We start from the raw sequence: 15,348 nt of genomic DNA, 5'->3' as shown, positions 1-15,348 counted from the left end.
CGCGGCCGGTTGGGGCTGGGGAACACCGTCCAGACCATTGAGTACGAGGAGTGACATGTCCGACATTCAGGTCCCCGAGAAGACCCCCGTCGACTTCTGGTTCGACCCGCTCTGCCCCTGGGCCTGGATGACCTCCCGCTGGATGCTGGAGGTCGAGAAGGTCCGCGATGTCCAGGTCCGCTGGCATGTGATGAGCCTCGCCGTGCTGAACGAGAACAGGCTCGACGAACTGCCCGAGCGCTACCGCGAGCTGCTCGCCACGGGCTGGGCGCCGGTGCGGGTGGTCGTCGCGGCCCAGCAGAAGTTCGGTGACGAGATCACCGGCAAGCTCTACACCGAGCTCGGCACCCGCATCCACAACGAGGGCAAGGGCGCGACCCGCGAGGTGATCGCCGAGGCGCTGGCGGCGCTCGACCTGCCGGCCGAGCTGCTCGCGTACGCCGACTCCGACGAGTACGACGAGGTGCTGCGGGCCTCCCACAACGACGGCATCGACCGGGTCGGCCAGGAGGTCGGCACCCCGGTGATCTCGGTGCCCGGCGCCGACGGCGGGGAGGTGGCCTTCTTCGGCCCGGTCGTCACCCCGGCCCCGCGCGGCGAGGCCGCGGCCCGGCTGTGGGACGGCACCCTGCTCGTCGCCTCGATCCCCGGCTTCTACGAGATCAAGCGGACCCGTACCGCCGAGCCTTCCTTCGAGTAGTCCGTACCGGTGAACACAGAAGACCCCCGTGAGTCACGTCCTCATGGGGGTCTTCTGCTGGACACGCCCGCCGGTGAAGGTTGAGAAGACGATCACGAGGCGGACGGGTTCGGGGTGCGATCAGCCCTTGACGGGGATCAGCAGCGGGGTGTTCGCCTTGGCGTCGGCGTAGCGCTTGGCCACGTCCTGCCAGTTGACGACGTTCCACATCGCCTCGATGAAGTCCACCTTCTGGTTCTTGTACTGCAGGTAGAAGGCGTGCTCCCAGGCGTCGAAGACCAGGATCGGGGTGCTGGCCACGCCCACGTTGCCCTGGTGGTCGTAGACCTGCTCGACGACCAGCCGGCCGCTGACCGGCTCGTACGCCAGCACGCCCCAGCCGGAGCCCTGGGTGGCGGAGGAGGCGAAGGTCAGCTGCTTCTTGAACTTGGCGAAGGAGCCGAAGGACTCGGTGATCGCGTCCGCGAGCTCGCCCACGCCGTCGGCCGCGGTCGGCTCGCCGCCGCCCTCGCCGGTCTTCGGGCTGGCCATGTTGTGCCAGTAGATGCTGTGGAGGATGTGGCCGGAGAGGTGGAACGCGAGGTTCTTCTCGAGGCCGTTGAGGGCGCCCCAGTTCTCCTTGTCGCGTGCCTCCGCCAGCTGCTCCAGCGTGGTGTTCGCGCCCGTGACATAGGCCGCGTGGTGCTTGTCGTGGTGCAGCTCGATGATCTGCGGGTTGATCACAGGCTCGAGTGCCGCGTAGTCGTACGGAAGCTCAGGAAGCGTGTAGATGGCCATGCGTGTAATCCGGTCCCCTCAGCGTGCCTTGCGTGCCAACTGCTTATTGCAATCAATGCGCAACTGCACGCTAGCAGTATCTATTCCGCCTCACACGTAAGGGTTACCTCTCTCAAACGCAAGTGGGCCCCGTGCGATCGCACGGGGCCCACTCGGGGTGTCAGACGCGCGCGGCGGACCGGCGCTGCATGACGTATCCGGTCGCGGCGAGGGCGACGGTCAGCCCGCCGGTGAAGATCACCTGGACCCGCGTGTCGGCGTCCCAGGCCATCAGCACCAGCACGCCGAGCACACCGGCCAGGGCCACCCAGGTGAGATAGGGGAAGCCCCACATCTTCACGACCAGCTTCCCGGGGGCCTCCCGCTCCAGCCGGCGGCGCAGCAGGAACTGCGAGACGGCGATAAAGCCCCAGACGACGAGGACGACTCCGCCGACCATGTTCAGCAGCCAGGCGAACAGGGTGTCCGGGTACCAGTAGGACAGCAGCACGGTGACGAAGCCGAAGCCGCAGGAGGCCAGCACCGCCCGGCGCGGCACCCGGCCCGCCACCTTGCCCAGGGCCTTCGGGCCCTGCCCGCGGGCGACCAGCGAGTAGGCCATCCGCGAGGAGCCGTAGATATTGGCGTTCATCGCGGACAGCAGGGCGATCAGGATGACCACGTTCATGATCTGGCCGGCCGCGGGGATGCCCAGGCGGTCCAGGGTGGCGGCGTACGGGCCCTGTTCGGTGACCGCCGGGTCGTTCCAGGGCAGCAGGGTGACGATCACCAGCATGGAGCCGACGTAGACGATGGCGATCCGCCACATGGTGGTCTTCACGGCCTTGGCGACACCGCGCACCGGGTCGTCCGACTCGGCGGCGGCGATGGTCACCGTCTCCAGTCCGCCGTACGCCACCACGGAGGCGAGCAGTCCGACCAGCAGGCCGCTCACCCCGTTGGGGAGGAAGCCGCCGTCGTGGACCAGATTGGCCGTGCCGGGGGCGGCCGTGCCGGGCAGCAGACCCAGCACGGCGAGCGTGCCCAGGCCCAGGAACAGGGCGATCGCGCCGATCTTCAGGGCGGCGAACCAGAACTCGAATTCGCCGAAGTTCGAGACGGCGGCCAGATTGGCGCCGCAGAACATCGCCATGAAGACCAGCACCCACATCCAGGACGGCGTCCCGGGGAACCAGCCGGTCATGATGTTCGCGGCGCCGATCGCCTCGATGGCCACACCCACGCACAGCAGGATCCAGAACATCCAGCCCGCGGTGAAGCCGGCCCAGGGGCCGATGGCCCGCTCGGCGTGCACGGAGAAGGATCCGGAGGCCGGATTGGCGGCGGACATCTCGCCGAGCATCCGCATCACGAACATCACGAGCAGCCCGGAGGCGGCGTACGCGAGCACGATCGAGGGACCGGCCGCGGCGATGCCGGCGCCGGAGCCGACGAACAGCCCGGCGCCGATGACCCCGCCGAGGGCGATCATCGACAGGTGCCGCTGCTTGAGTCCGTTGGACAGCGGGGAATCGCCGGGCGGTGCGTCCTGCTGCTCGGGAGGGGTGAGGGTGGTCTGGCTCATGGGGAGGATGCCTGTCCGGTGTGCGGGGGGACGGGTAATAGCGCCCCAGTCTGGCCCGCGTCCGCTCAGCGGACATCGGATGCTCGCTATCCGGACGGTCGGGTGACGCGTCGTGATCATCCCCGTACGCTGGCGGGCGGCCCGCAGGGGCAGCCGGGACAGAGGGGGACGGATGGACCGCAAGCCGAGGCAGTTGGCCGGGACCGGCCGGGGGGTGCTCGTCACCGGAGCCTCCCGCGGCATCGGGCGGGCCGTCGCCGCCGCCTTCGCCCGGCAGGGGGACCGGGTCGCCGTGCACTGCTCCACCCGGCAGGCCGACGCCGAGCGGACGCTCGCCGCCCTGGAGGGCAGCGGCCACACCCTTCTCGAGGGCGACCTCGCCGACCCGGCACAGGTCGAGGCCCTGGCCGCCGAGGCTGCCGCAGTGCTCGGCGGGGTGGACGTCCTGGTGAACAACGCCGCCGTGATGGTCCGGCACCCGCTGCCCGAGACCTCGTACGCCGACTGGCAGGACGCCTGGCAGCGGACCGCCGCCGTCAACCTGTTCGGGGCCGTCAACCTCAGCCACTGCATCGCCCGCCGCCTGATCGACGAGGGCCGGGAGGGCCGCATCGTCAACGTCGGCTCCCGCGGAGCCTTCCGCGGCGAACCCGACCACCCGGCGTACGGGGCCACCAAGGCGGCGCTGCACGCCTTCGGCCAGTCGCTGGCCGTCTCGCTGGCCCCGCACGGGATCGCCGTGGCCTCCGTGGCCCCCGGCTTTGTCGCCACCGAGCGGGTCGCCGGCCGGCTGGAGGGCCCGGAGGGCGAGGGGATCAGGAGCCAGAGCCCCTTCGGCCGGGTCGCGGAACCGGAGGAGATCGCCTCCGCCGTCCTCTACCTCGCCTCACCCGGCGCGATCTGGAGCTCCGGCACCGTCCTGGACGTCAACGGAGCCTCCTACCTCCGCACCTGAGGGCCGGCCGGCCGGTCCTCGGGCTCCTCGGGCGCGCGGCGCGCGCGGAGCTCCCGGATCCCCGCCACGGCCAGCACCAGGGCCGCCGCACCCGCCGACCACAGCACCTGCGGCCGGGCCGCTTCGTCGGTCAGCATCAGCACCAGCACCGCCGCCATCCCGGCCAGCGCCGCCCAGGTCAGATATGGGAACGCCCACATCTTCAGGGTCAGCCGCTCCGGGGTGGTCTGCTCGATGCGTCGCCGCAGCCGCAGCTGGGACACCGCGATCAGGGCCCACACGAACAGCAGGACCGCGCCCACCGCGTTCAGCATGTAGAGGAAGATCGTGTCCGGCCACAGCAGGTTGAGCACCACGGACCCGAAGCCGAAGGCCACCGACGCGAACACGGCCCGCCGCGGCACCCCGCCCGGGGACACCGCCAGCAGCCCCTTCGGCGCCTCGCCGCGCTCGGCCAGCGAGAACACCATCCGCGAGGACCCGTACAGGTTCGCGTTGAGCGCCGACAGCAGCGCCACGAACACCACGATGTTCATGATCTGGCCGGCCGCCGGAATGCCGATCGAGTCGAGGACCTGCACGTACGGGCTCATCCCCGGGGTCATCGAGGTCCACGGCAGCAGGGTGACGATCACCAGCATCGAGCCGACATAGAAGAAGAGGATGCGCCACACCGCGCTGCGCACCGCCCGCGCCACCGACCGCGCGGGGTCCTCGGACTCGGCCGCCGCGATGGTGACGACCTCCAGGCCGCCGAAGGCGAAGACCACGGCCAGCACGCCCGAGATCACGCCCTCCCAGCCGTTGGGCAGGAAGCCGCCCTGGCCGGTGAGGTTGGTGAACCCGATCGGGTCGGTGTCCGGCAGCAGCCCGAAGATCGCGAGGGTGCCGAGGATCAGGAAGAGCACGATCGCGCCCACCTTGAGGGCGGCGAACCAGAACTCGAACTCGCCGAAGTTCCGCACCGCGGCCAGGTTGCTGACCGTGAACACCACCATGAAGACCAGCACCCAGACCCACTGGTCCACGGCCGGCACCCAGCCGTTCGCGATCTTCGCGGCGCCGGTCGCCTCCACGGCGAGCACCACCACGAGCAGGAACCAGTACAGCCAGCCCACCGAGAAGCCGGCCCAGCGGCCCATCGCCCGTTCCGCGTGCACGGAGAAGGATCCGGAGGCCGGCATCGCGGCGGACATCTCGCCCAGCATCCGCATCACCAGCATCGCGAGGGTGCCCGCGAAGAGATAGGAGAGGACGATGCCGGGGCCGGCCACGGTGATCCCGGCGCCGGAGCCGACGAACAGGCCGGCGCCGATGACCCCGCCCAGTCCCAGCATGGTCAGGTGGCGCTGCTTCAAGCCGTGGCCGAGGGGTTCTTCGGCAAGTTCCGGCAGGGGTGCTTGTGACATTCCGACAGTGTCCCCGAGCGGGGAGCGGCGAGGCAAAACGGGCGCCTGCCAACCAAAACCCTGCGTGATTCACATCACTTCGGACGTTCCGCTTGTGCGCATACGGCGCCGCTTTGTTGGTTCCCCACCAAGCGCGCCCCGGCGGCTTGTCCCGGGACGCGGGGTGACCGGCCGGTCACCGCGATTAGCGTCGTGCCGTCCCGTTCCTCCCTGCACCACCGCGGAGTCCCTCATGAGCACTGCTTCCGTCGTCACCCGGCCGGGCCTGGTCCTCGCCGATCTGCTGCCCGCGACCCGAGTCCGGGACGCCGTCCTGGTGACCGGCGGTGCCGCGCTCACCGGTATCGCCGCGCAGATCGCCGTCCCGATGCCCGGCTCCCCGGTGCCCGTCACCGGCCAGACCTTCGCCGCGCTGCTGGTCGGCACCGCGCTCGGGGCCCGCCGCGGCTTCCTCGCGCTGGCCCTCTACGCCCTGGTCGGCATGGCCGGGGTGCCGTGGTTCGCGAACGGCACCTCGGGGGCGGGCGGCGCCTCCTTCGGCTATGTGCTGGGCATGGTGCTGGCTGCGGCGCTGGTGGGCGGGCTGGCCCGGCGCGGCGCCGACCGCTCGGTGGCGCGTACCGCCGCCACCATGGTGCTGGGTTCCGCGGTCATCTACGCGGTGGGGGTCCCGTACCTGATGGCCGCCACCGGCATGTCCCTGACCGCGGCCGTGGCCGCCGGCCTCACCCCGTTCCTGATCGGCGACGCCCTCAAGGCCGCCCTGGCGATGGGCGCCCTGCCGGCCGCCTGGAAGCTGGCCGGCCGCCGCGGCTGATCCGGGAGTGCATTACGTACGACAGAGCCCGGCCCGCCGATCACGGCGGGCCGGGCTCTGTCGTATCTACGGGGTGCGGCTAGGCGGCGTCGACGGGGGCGGCGGCCTTGCGGCGCCGGTCGAGCACGAAGCCGATGGCCACGACGACGGCGGCGACCAGGGTGGACAGGGTGACCACCTCACGGTTGGCGTCGTCGTAGAACATGTAGCCGATCACGAAGGTGATCAGGCCCGCGGTCGCCCAGGTCAGCCCGGGGAACAGCCACATCTTGACGGTCAGCTTCTCCGGCGCCTCGGCCTCGAGGATCCTGCGCATGCGCAGCTGGGTCAGGCAGATGACCAGCCACACGAAGAGCGCGATCGCACCGGAGGAGTTCAGCAGGAAGCTGAAGACGGAGTCCGGGTTGGTGTAGTTGAAGACGACGGCGACGAAGCCGAAGACCGTGGAGCCCAGGATCGCGATGGTCGGTACGCCCCGCTTGTTGACCTTGGCGAAGGCCTTGGGAGCGTCACCGCGCTCGCCCAGCGAGAACGCCATGCGGGAGGCGGTGTACAGGCCCGAGTTCAGGCAGGACAGCACGGCGGTCAGGACGATCACGTTCATGATCTGGCCGGCGGCCGGGATGCCGATGGAGTCCAGGGCGGCGACGTACGAGCCCTTCTCCGTGATCGACTTGTCGTTCCACGGCAGCAGGGTCAGGACGACGAAGATCGAGCCCAGGTAGAAGACGCCGATGCGCCAGATGACCGAGTTGGTGGCCTTGGTGACGGCGCGGCGCGGGTCCTCGGACTCGCCGGCGGCCAGGGTGACGATCTCGCTGCCCATGAAGGAGAAGACGACCATCAGCACACCGGTGAGGATGGAGCCCCAGCCGTGCGGCATGAAGCCGCCGGTGTCGGTGAGGTGCGCGAAGCCCGCACCCGGGTTGTCGGAGCCCGGCAGGACGCCGAACACGGCCAGCAGGCCGATGCCGACGAACGCGGCGATGGCGACGACCTTGATACCGGCGAACCAGAACTCGAACTCGCCGTAGGAGGCGACCGAGCCGAGGTTGGTGATGGTCAGGACGGCCATCACGATCAGGGCCCAGGCCCACTGCGGGACGGCCGGAACCCAGCCTTCGAGGATGACCGCGCCGGCGGTGGCCTCGACGGCCAGGACGACGACCCAGAAGAACCAGTACAGCCAGCCGATGGAGAAACCGGCCCAGCGGCCCAGCGCCCGGTCGGCGTAGGCCGAGAAGGAGCCGGAGTTCGGGCTGGCCGCGGCCATCTCGCCCAGCATCCGCATGACGAAGACCACCATCGCGCCGACCAGCGCGTAGGAGATCAGGATGGCGGGACCGGTCTTGGCGATGCCGCCACCGGAGCCGACGAAGAGTCCCGCTCCGATGACGCCGCCAATGGCGATCATGGACAGGTGGCGGTTCTTGAGACCGGCCTTCAGACCGTCGGAAGACTGCTGGCCACCGGGTTCACCGGTGGGGCCACCTGTCTTCTGCAGGGTCGTCGTGGAGCTCATGGACGAATCCTTAAGTTCTCGGGTTGCGAGGCCCCGGAAGTAAAACCCGGGATGAACGCGAGGCGGAAGACCTGAATCCGGATCGTTGCCGGGAGGCGAAGGTCCAGGACGTTGGTCCTGAATGCCGCACCCCTGTCTGAACTGGGCACTTGCGGATAACTTGAGCTTTCGCGCCGACCTCGGAGTGACTTATGCGACACCCCGTCCCCGGCCTTTGGCGCCCCTCGTGCCACACTCGTGACCATGCGCGTGTACCTCGGATCCGACCATGCCGGCTTTGAGCTCAAGAACCACCTGGTGGACTGGCTCAAGAACAACGGCCACGAGCCCGTCGACTGCGGGCCCCACATCTACGACGCGGTGGACGACTACCCGCCGTTCTGCCTGCGCGCCGCGGAGAAGACCGCCGCGGACCCGGAGGGCCTCGGCATCGTGATCGGCGGCTCCGGCAACGGCGAGCAGATCGCCGCCAACAAGGTCAAGGGCGTCCGCGCCATCCTCGCCTGGAGCGTGGAGACCGCGAAGCTCGGCCGTGAGCACAACAACGCCAACGTCATCTCCGTCGGCGGCCGGATGCACACGGAGGAGGAGGCCACCGCCTTCATCGAGGCCTTCCTGGCGACCCCGTACTCGAACGAGGAGCGCCACACCCGCCGCATCGACATGCTCAGCGCCTACGAGCAGACCGGCGAGCTCCCCCCGATCCCCGCCCACCACCCGCAGCAGGGCTAGTACCCACCCGTACGTACAGGAGCAGTGCCGTGCCCGAGGGGCATACGATCCACCGCCTGGCCCAGGACCACGCCGAACGGTTCGCCGACCGGGCGGTCCGGGTGAGCAGCCCCCAGGGCCGGTTCGACCGGAGCGCGGCACTGCTCGACGGCCGTGAGCTGACCTCTGCGGAGGCCCACGGCAAGCACCTGTTCCTCGGCTTCGACGGGGGACCGGGCGCCGACTGGGTCCACATCCACCTCGGCCTCTTCGGCAAGTACGGCTTCGGGCCCGCCCCGGCCCCACCGGCCACCGACACCGTCCGGCTCCGGCTGGCCAACGACGCCCACTACGCCGACCTGCGCGGCCCCACTGCCTGCGAGCTGATCACCGAGGGCGAGAAGCGGGCGATACACGACCGGCTCGGCCCCGACCCGCTGCGGGCCGCGGACGGACCGGACCGGGCCTGGGCGCGGATCTCCCGCTCCCGGACCACGATCGCCGCGCTCCTCATGGACCAGAAGATCGTCGCGGGCGTCGGCAACGTCTACCGCGCCGAGGTCCTCTTCCGGCACGGCATCGACCCGTACCGGCTCGGCCGGGACATCGGTCGGGCCGAGTGGGAGGCCATGTGGGCCGACCTGGCGGAGCTGATGCGCGAGGGCGTGCGGAACAACCGGATCGACACCGTGCGCCCCGAACACACCCCGGAGGCGATGGGCCGCCCGCCGCGTGTGGACGACCACGGCGGCGAGGTGTACGTCTACCGGAGGGCGAACCTGCCCTGCCACCTCTGCGGCGGCGAGATCCGCACCGCCGGTCTCGCCGCACGCAACCTCTTCTGGTGCCCGGCCTGCCAGGTCCGCTAGCCGCCCCAGCCGGCCCGGCCTAGAACTGGTGCGGCAGCCAGGGTGCGAGCTCGCCCCGGAAGGCCCGGGAGGCCTCCGCCAGCGCGCCCGGCCGCAGCTCGGTCACCCGGCCGGCCTCCGCCAGCGAGCTCAGCGCGACCCCGCCCAGGTAGGCCGAGCCCAGCTCGCGCACCGACAGCGCCAGGTCCGCCGGGTCCTCCGTACGCACACACACCGCACCGGCCGCACCGGCCGCACCGCCGGTCAGCCGCCAGCGGCCCTCGTTCCACGGACAGAACGCGTCCGCCACCTCGAAGACCACGTCCACCGGCGAGTCGTATGTCCGGGCCGTCAGCGCCGCCGGCAGGTCCACCAGCCGCAGGTGCAGCGAATCCCGGGCCCGGGGCCGGCATCGCCGGATGTCCGTCACCAGATGCCGCAGCGGATCGTCCATCGGCCGCTTGTGCGCCCGCACCTGCCAGGTCAGATCGATCTCGAACACGTACCGCCACAGCGCCGCGTACGCCGCCGGGTCCACCGCGTCCAGATCGCGGACGTCGACGATGCCCGCCGAACCGTCCAGGTCCCAGTTCGGCTTCACCTGATAGCGGACATAGCCCAGCACCTCGCCGTCCGCGCCCTCCGCGAGCACGCACTTCAGCGGCGAGCCCCCGCCCCGCTCACCCGGCGGGTCCAGCAGGCCCTGCCGCTCCCAGCCCGGCTGCCGGACCGGCATCCCAGCCCGCCGCGAGGTCAGCGCCGCGTACACCCGCTCGCACTCCGGCAGCACCTTCTCCGGATCCACCAGCCGCAGCCGGATCCCGTCGGTGCCCGGCGGCAGGTTCAGCCGTACCCGGGTGGTGTCGATGTCCACCGACAGCGCGTACGTGCCGACCCCGTACCCGAACCGGCCGTAGATCTCCGGCTCCGAGGCCGTCAGCACGGCCAGCGGCTCGCCGCCCGCCCGGATGTCGTCGAGCTGGCGGCGCATCAGCGAGGTCAGGATGCCGCGCCGGCGGTGTGTCGGCGCCACCCCCACCATCGTCACCCCGGCCGCCGGCACCACCGCACCGCCCGGAACCGTCAGACGGAAGGAGAACGCACTCGCCGAACCCACCCAGTCCCCGCCGTCCCACACCGCCAGCGAACGCTCCGGCTCCGTGAGGGACCTGTACAGCTCCCGCTCCTCCGGCGATTCCGGCGCACCGCCGAAAGCCAGCTCCAGACCGTCGTACCAGGTGTCCCACTCCTCGGGACGCAAGACCCGCATCTCATATGGCATAAGGCCATGGTTATCAGGGCATTCGCTGCGCGTCGACCAGATTTCGGGCCCCTGCCCGCCCCCTTTGGTGCCCCCGCCCACGGCCCCCAACCAGGGGTACCCCTGCGCGCGCACAGCCAGGATGGATAGGGTCCCGGACAATGGCCGGAGCACGTGCAGAAACTCTCAGGGCCCGGATGCGGAAGCTGTCGCACCGGGTCCGTACCGTCCTGCGCAAGTCCGCGGTGGACTACTTCCGCGGCGATGCCTCGGACTGGCTGGCCTTCGCCGTCCTGCTGCTCACCGTCCCCGCCATCACCTGCGGCACGCTGATGCTGCCCGTCTGGTTCTCGCCCTCCGCCCTCGTCCTCCCGATCGTCGCGGGCGGCCTGCTGCTCCGCCCCGCCAGCCTCCTCGCCCTGTACGCCGCCTCCGCCGCCGCCCTGATCGTCGAGGCCCTGGTCCTCGGCCCCTATACCCAGGGCCCGGCCCGGGTCACCCCCGGAACCGTGCTCGTGGTCGCCGCCTGCGGATTCTTCGGGCTGGTCATCGCCCAGTTCCGGAGCCGGGTCGGAGTGCCCTGGCGGCGCGGCGGCACCATGCTCTTCGACCTCCGCGAACGCATCCGGGTCCAGAGCAAACTGCCCGTCCTGCCACCCGGCTGGCACCGCGAGATGGCCCTGCGCCCGGCCGGCGGCCAGTCCTTCTCCGGCGACTTCGTGGTCGCCGCCCGCACCGGCCCGCGTGGCCGCACCCTGGAGGTCGTCCTCACCGACGTCTCCGGCAAGGGCATGGACGCCGGCTCCCGCGCCCTGCTGCTCTCCGGCGCCTTCGGCGGCCTGCTCGGCTCCCTGCCCCCGCCGGACTTCCTGCCCGCCGCCAACGGCTATCTGCTCCGCCAGGACTGGGACGAGGGCTTCGCCACCTCCGTCCACCTCGTACTGGACCTGGACACCGGCGACTACGAGCTGCTGTCCGCCGGCCACCTGCCCGCCCTCCAGCTGTCGGCCGGCACCGGCCGCTGGCAGGAGAAATCCGGCACCGGCCCGCTGCTCGGCGTCTACGACGGCGCGGAATTCGAGCCGGCCCGCGGCAACCTGCGCCCCGGCGACGTCCTGATGCTGTTCACCGACGGGCTGGTCGAAACCGCCGACCGGGAGATCAGCGAGGGCATCGACCGGCTCACCGGCGAGGCCGACCGGTATGTCGCCGCCGGCTGGGAGGGCGCCACCTGGCACCTGATCGAAAAGGTGGCCAAGGACGTCAACGACGACCGCGCCCTGCTGCTGATCCGCCGCTCCGCCTAGGCCGTCCCGCCTGGTCCGGAAGGCGCCGGGTGGGGTTTGCCCCACCCCCGATCCGCCGGTTTCCGCCATGGCCCGGCCCGCCCCGTGATCCGTAGCTTCGGTGAGGAGCCCACCACCGGGCACAGCGGAGCAAGGGAAGGCAGGCACCCCATGGGGTTGCGCAGGAGCACACGCCGGCAGCAGGCGGCCGAGGAGCGGACCGGGACGGCGGGCCCGGCGTACGACGCCGCGGTCGAACTGCGCGGCGTACAGCGCGCGTACGGGCGCGGCTCCGGCACCGTGCACGCCCTGCGCGGGATCGACCTCACCCTGCCCCGCGGCACCTTCACCGCCGTGATGGGCCCCTCCGGCTCCGGCAAATCCACCTTCCTCCAGTGCGCCGCCGGGCTCGACCGGCCCACCGCCGGCTTGGTCCGCCTCGGCGGCACCGAGATCACCGGGATGAACGAGAACCGGCTCACCGAACTCCGCCGCAGCCGGCTGGGCTTCGTCTTCCAGGCCTTCAACCTGCTGCCCTCGCTCACCGTGGAGCAGAACGTGCTGCTCCCGATGCGGCTGGCCGGGGGCCGCCAGGACCGGGAGCGGGCCGCCCGGCTGCTCGACCAGGTCGGCCTCGCCGGCAAGGGCCGCCGCCGGCCCGCCGAACTCTCCGGCGGGCAGCAGCAGCGCGTGGCCATCGCCCGCGCGCTCGTCACCAGCCCCGACGTGATCTTCGCCGACGAACCCACCGGTGCCCTGGACACCACCACCGCCGCCGAGGTCCTCGCCCTGCTGCGGAGCGCGGTGGACACCCTGGGTGCCACCGTGGTCATGGTCACCCACGACCCGGCCGCCGCCGCCCACGCCGACCAGGTCCTCTTCCTGGCCGACGGGCTGATCGCGGACCGCATGCCGCGCGGGTCCGCGGAGGCGGTGGCCGCCCGGATGACCGCCCTGACCGCCGACGCCGCCCGCACTGCCCGCACGTACGCGGGGGCAGCGGCATGAAACGCCCCAACGGCCTGGCCCGGGCGGCGGTGCGCTTCCGGCCCGCCGCCTTCGCCGGGACCTTCGTCGCCCTGTTCCTGACCGTGGCCATCGTCTCCGCCTGCGGAATCCTCCTGGAGACCGGCCTGCGGGCGTCCCTGCCGCCCACCCGGTACGCGGATGCGCCCGTGGTCATCGCCGCCGACCAGCAGGCCACCCTGCGGGTGGGCAGCGGTGAGGAGGCCTACGACGTCCATGCCCGGGTCCCCGACCACGCCCGGGTCGACGCGGCCCTCCTCGACCGGCTCGCCCCGCTGGGCCGGGCCGTCCCCGACCTGTCCTTCCCGGTCCGCTCCACTGTTGCCGGCGCTGGCTCCGGCTCCGGCGAGGCCACGGCCCACGGCTGGGGCTCGACCGCCTTCGCACCCGCGCCGCTCGGCTCGGGCCGCGCGCCGGGCCCGGGCGAGGTCGTCCTGGGCGCCGATGCCCCCGCCACCGCCGCCGGGCAGCGGATCACCCTCGACACCCCGGTCGGGAAGCGGGAGTTCCGCGTCGCCGGCTGGTCCGGGGCCCCCGGCGTCTGGTTCGCCGACGACGAGGCCCGCACCCTCTCCGGGCACCCGCAGGCCCTCGACGCCATCGCCCTGCTCCCGCACCCCGGCACCGACACCGACGCCGCAACCCTGGCCGGGCGGGCCGAACAGGCCGTTGCCGGCACCCACGCCCAGGTCCTCACCGGCCACGACCGCGCCGTGGACGGCGCACTCGTCAGCGCCAAGGAGGCCCTGACCGCCCTCGGTGGCTCCTTCGGCGGAATCGCCACCATGGTCGCCGTGTTCACCGCCGCCGGCACCGTCGCCCTCGGAGTGGGCCAGCGCTCCCGCGAGTTCGCCCTGCTGCGCGCCGTCGGAGCCACCCCGCGCCAGATCCGCCGTACCGTCGCCACCGAGGCCCTGCTCGTCGCCCCCGTTGCCGGCGTGCTGGGCTGCGTACCCGGGATCGCCCTCGCCACCTGGTGGTTCGGGCAGCTCAAGGAGAAGGGCGCCGTCCCCGAGCCGGTCCCACTGGCCGTCTCCTGGATCCCGCTGCTCTCCGCCGTCGGCATCGGCCTGGTCACCGCCCTGATCGCCGGCCGGGCCGCCGCCCGTCGGCCCGCCCGGATCCGGCCCGGCCAGGCCCTGGCCGCAGCCGCCGTGGAACGCGTCCGCCCCGGCTGGGTCCGCACCCCGCTGGGCCTGCTCGCCCTCGGCGGCGGCATCGCCTGCGCCGGACTGGCCGCCACCGGCCAGGGCGACGACGCCGCCAATGCCGCGCTGGGCGTGGTCATGCTGTTCATGCTGGCCGTGGCCCTGCTCGGCCCGCTGATCGCCCGCACCTGCGCCGCCCTCTTCGGGCTCCCGCTGCGGGCGGCCGGCCCGGCGGCCTCACTGGCCGCCGCCAACTCGCTGAGCAACGCCCGCCGGCTCGCCTCCGCGATCACCCCGATCGTGCTCGCGGTGTCCTTCTCCTCGGTCCTGGTCTTCCTGCACACCAGCGAGGACCGGGCCATCGCCCGGCAGCAGGCCGCCGGACTGCTCGCCGACCACGTGGTCACCCCCGCCCCCGGCACCACCGGCCTGGCCTCCGACGCCGCCGCCCGCGCCGCCGCGGCCCCGGGGGTCACCGCCGCCGTCCCGGTCACCCGGACCACCCTGCTGGTCACCGCCGGCTCCGGCGGCGACCGCTACCTGCTCAGCGCCCCCGCACAGGGCGTACGCGGCGATCTGGCAGCCGTACAGGACCTCGGGGTCCGCGAGGGCAGCCTCGCCGCCCTGCGTCCCGGCACCGTCGCCGTCGACCGCTCCCTCGCCGACTCCGCCCGGGTGGGCGTCGGCGACCGCCTCACCGCCCGGCTCCCCGACGGCACCCCCGTCACCCCGGAGATCGTCGCCGTCTACACCCGTGGCCTGGGCCTCGGCCAGGTCAGCCTGCCGGCCGCCGACCTCGCCGGGCACACCACCTCCGCCGCGGCCACCGAACTCCTGGTCCGCGGCGGCTCACCGGCCGCCCTGGGCGCCCTGGGCGCCCTCGGTACGGTCACCGACAAGGCCGGCTGGGCCACCGCACAGGGCCTGGACCGGCAGCTCAACGCCTGGGCCAACACCACCATGGCCGCCGTCCTCGGCGGGTTCGCGGCGATCGCCGCGGCGAACACCCTGGTGATGACCGTCCTGGACCGGCGGCGCGAGCTGACGATGCTCCGCCTGGTCGGCGCCACCCGCCGCCAGGTCCTGGGCATGATCCGCTGGGAGGCCCTGCTGGTCGCCGGCGCCGGCCTCGCCCTCGGCACCGCCATCGCCCTGGCCACCCTGTTCCCGCTGGTGGCAGCGATCACGGGGGAGTCCCCGTACATCCCGCCGCTGGTCTACGGAGCCTTCGCGGCGGCCATCCTCACCCTCGGCCTGACCGCCACCACCCTCCCGGCCCGCCACACCCTGCGGACCGCCTGACCCGGGAGCCGCGCCCCGGAGG

General features: G+C 72.2%; 13 protein-coding genes. 8 read left to right on the top strand and 5 right to left on the bottom strand.

Annotation, left to right across the window (positions count from 1 at the left end; all coding sequences use genetic code 11):
- Positions 1 to 55 precede the first annotated feature (55 nt).
- Positions 56 to 700 (top strand): mycothiol-dependent nitroreductase Rv2466c family protein, encoded by a 645-nt coding sequence (locus ABT123_RS19255; RefSeq protein ID WP_351315727.1) that lies wholly within the window; start codon positions 56 to 58, stop codon positions 698 to 700.
- 120 nt (positions 701 to 820) lie between these two features.
- On the opposite strand, the gene ABT123_RS19250 is transcribed toward ABT123_RS19255, so the two are convergent.
- Entirely contained in the window at positions 821 to 1,477 is a 657-nt protein-coding gene (locus ABT123_RS19250) for a superoxide dismutase (protein WP_351315725.1), read from the bottom strand.
- Between the two features lie 160 nt (positions 1,478 to 1,637).
- A complete protein-coding gene (locus ABT123_RS19245) occupies positions 1,638 to 3,041 on the bottom strand; it encodes an amino acid permease (protein ID WP_351315722.1) in 1,404 nt (467 codons plus the stop codon).
- A gap of 172 nt (positions 3,042 to 3,213) precedes the next feature.
- Here ABT123_RS19245 and ABT123_RS19240 point away from each other — a divergent pair, with 172 nt between their 5' ends.
- Entirely contained in the window at positions 3,214 to 3,996 is a 783-nt protein-coding gene (locus ABT123_RS19240; RefSeq protein WP_351315719.1) for an SDR family NAD(P)-dependent oxidoreductase, read from the top strand.
- Here ABT123_RS19240 and ABT123_RS19235 read toward each other — a convergent pair.
- Entirely contained in the window at positions 3,981 to 5,405 is a 1,425-nt protein-coding gene (locus ABT123_RS19235) for an amino acid permease (RefSeq protein WP_351315716.1), read from the bottom strand. The two genes, ABT123_RS19240 and ABT123_RS19235, sit on opposite strands and share 16 nt — an antisense overlap.
- Positions 5,406 to 5,637: 232 nt before the next feature.
- Here ABT123_RS19235 and ABT123_RS19230 point away from each other — a divergent pair, with 232 nt between their 5' ends.
- On the top strand, positions 5,638 to 6,222 hold the full coding sequence (locus tag ABT123_RS19230; protein ID WP_351315713.1) for a biotin transporter BioY: 585 nt from the start codon (positions 5,638 to 5,640) through the stop codon (positions 6,220 to 6,222).
- A gap of 79 nt (positions 6,223 to 6,301) precedes the next feature.
- Here the strand turns inward: ABT123_RS19230 and ABT123_RS19225 are convergent, their stop codons facing one another.
- Positions 6,302 to 7,744 (bottom strand): amino acid permease, encoded by a 1,443-nt coding sequence (locus ABT123_RS19225; protein ID WP_351315710.1) that lies wholly within the window; start codon positions 7,742 to 7,744, stop codon positions 6,302 to 6,304.
- Between the two features lie 243 nt (positions 7,745 to 7,987).
- On the opposite strand from ABT123_RS19225, the gene ABT123_RS19220 reads away from it, so the two are divergent.
- Both ABT123_RS19220 and ABT123_RS19215 read left to right on the top strand, forming a co-directional pair.
- On the top strand, positions 7,988 to 8,476 hold the full coding sequence (locus ABT123_RS19220; protein WP_351315707.1) for a ribose-5-phosphate isomerase: 489 nt from the start codon (positions 7,988 to 7,990) through the stop codon (positions 8,474 to 8,476).
- Positions 8,477 to 8,505: 29 nt separating this feature from the next.
- Positions 8,506 to 9,324 (top strand): Fpg/Nei family DNA glycosylase, encoded by an 819-nt coding sequence (locus ABT123_RS19215; RefSeq protein WP_351315704.1) that lies wholly within the window; start codon positions 8,506 to 8,508, stop codon positions 9,322 to 9,324.
- 19 nt (positions 9,325 to 9,343) lie between these two features.
- On the opposite strand, the gene ABT123_RS19210 is transcribed toward ABT123_RS19215, so the two are convergent.
- Positions 9,344 to 10,585: a GNAT family N-acetyltransferase gene (locus tag ABT123_RS19210; protein WP_351315701.1), complete on the bottom strand. Its 1,242-nt coding sequence runs from the start codon at positions 10,583 to 10,585 to the stop codon at positions 9,344 to 9,346.
- A gap of 140 nt (positions 10,586 to 10,725) precedes the next feature.
- On the opposite strand from ABT123_RS19210, the gene ABT123_RS19205 reads away from it, so the two are divergent.
- From ABT123_RS19205 to ABT123_RS19195, 3 genes are all read left to right on the top strand, one after another.
- Positions 10,726 to 11,871 (top strand): SpoIIE family protein phosphatase, encoded by a 1,146-nt coding sequence (locus ABT123_RS19205; RefSeq protein ID WP_351315698.1) that lies wholly within the window; start codon positions 10,726 to 10,728, stop codon positions 11,869 to 11,871.
- A gap of 150 nt (positions 11,872 to 12,021) precedes the next feature.
- Positions 12,022 to 12,858, top strand: a complete 837-nt coding sequence (locus ABT123_RS19200) for an ABC transporter ATP-binding protein (protein WP_351315695.1) — start codon at positions 12,022 to 12,024, stop codon at positions 12,856 to 12,858.
- Positions 12,855 to 15,326, top strand: a complete 2,472-nt coding sequence (locus tag ABT123_RS19195; protein WP_351315692.1) for an ABC transporter permease — start codon at positions 12,855 to 12,857, stop codon at positions 15,324 to 15,326. Before ABT123_RS19200 ends, ABT123_RS19195 begins: the two co-directional genes overlap by 4 nt.
- Positions 15,327 to 15,348 lie beyond the last annotated feature (22 nt).

This window comes from Streptomyces sp. NPDC002054, assembly GCF_040296685.1.
Classification (GTDB): domain Bacteria; phylum Actinomycetota; class Actinomycetes; order Streptomycetales; family Streptomycetaceae; genus Streptomyces.
Note: the sequence above shows the minus strand (reverse complement) of the source record. Positions and strands in the feature narration are given on the sequence as shown.

What these genes read in the sequence shown, in the direction of transcription:
- ABT123_RS19240 (WP_351315719.1), top strand. Translation starts at nt 3,214, where the DNA reads ATGGACCGCAAGCCGAGGCAGTTGGCCGGGACCGGCCGGGGGGTGCTC.
- ABT123_RS19245 (WP_351315722.1), bottom strand. Translation starts at nt 3,041, where the DNA reads ATGAGCCAGACCACCCTCACCCCTCCCGAGCAGCAGGACGCACCGCCC.
- ABT123_RS19220 (WP_351315707.1), top strand. Translation starts at nt 7,988, where the DNA reads ATGCGCGTGTACCTCGGATCCGACCATGCCGGCTTTGAGCTCAAGAAC.
- ABT123_RS19230 (WP_351315713.1), top strand. Translation starts at nt 5,638, where the DNA reads ATGAGCACTGCTTCCGTCGTCACCCGGCCGGGCCTGGTCCTCGCCGAT.
- ABT123_RS19235 (WP_351315716.1), bottom strand. Translation starts at nt 5,405, where the DNA reads ATGTCACAAGCACCCCTGCCGGAACTTGCCGAAGAACCCCTCGGCCAC.
- ABT123_RS19250 (WP_351315725.1), bottom strand. Translation starts at nt 1,477, where the DNA reads ATGGCCATCTACACGCTTCCTGAGCTTCCGTACGACTACGCGGCACTC.
- ABT123_RS19255 (WP_351315727.1), top strand. Translation starts at nt 56, where the DNA reads ATGTCCGACATTCAGGTCCCCGAGAAGACCCCCGTCGACTTCTGGTTC.
- ABT123_RS19225 (WP_351315710.1), bottom strand. Translation starts at nt 7,744, where the DNA reads ATGAGCTCCACGACGACCCTGCAGAAGACAGGTGGCCCCACCGGTGAA.
- ABT123_RS19200 (WP_351315695.1), top strand. Translation starts at nt 12,022, where the DNA reads ATGGGGTTGCGCAGGAGCACACGCCGGCAGCAGGCGGCCGAGGAGCGG.
- ABT123_RS19210 (WP_351315701.1), bottom strand. Translation starts at nt 10,585, where the DNA reads ATGCCATATGAGATGCGGGTCTTGCGTCCCGAGGAGTGGGACACCTGG.
- ABT123_RS19195 (WP_351315692.1), top strand. Translation starts at nt 12,855, where the DNA reads ATGAAACGCCCCAACGGCCTGGCCCGGGCGGCGGTGCGCTTCCGGCCC.
- ABT123_RS19205 (WP_351315698.1), top strand. Translation starts at nt 10,726, where the DNA reads ATGGCCGGAGCACGTGCAGAAACTCTCAGGGCCCGGATGCGGAAGCTG.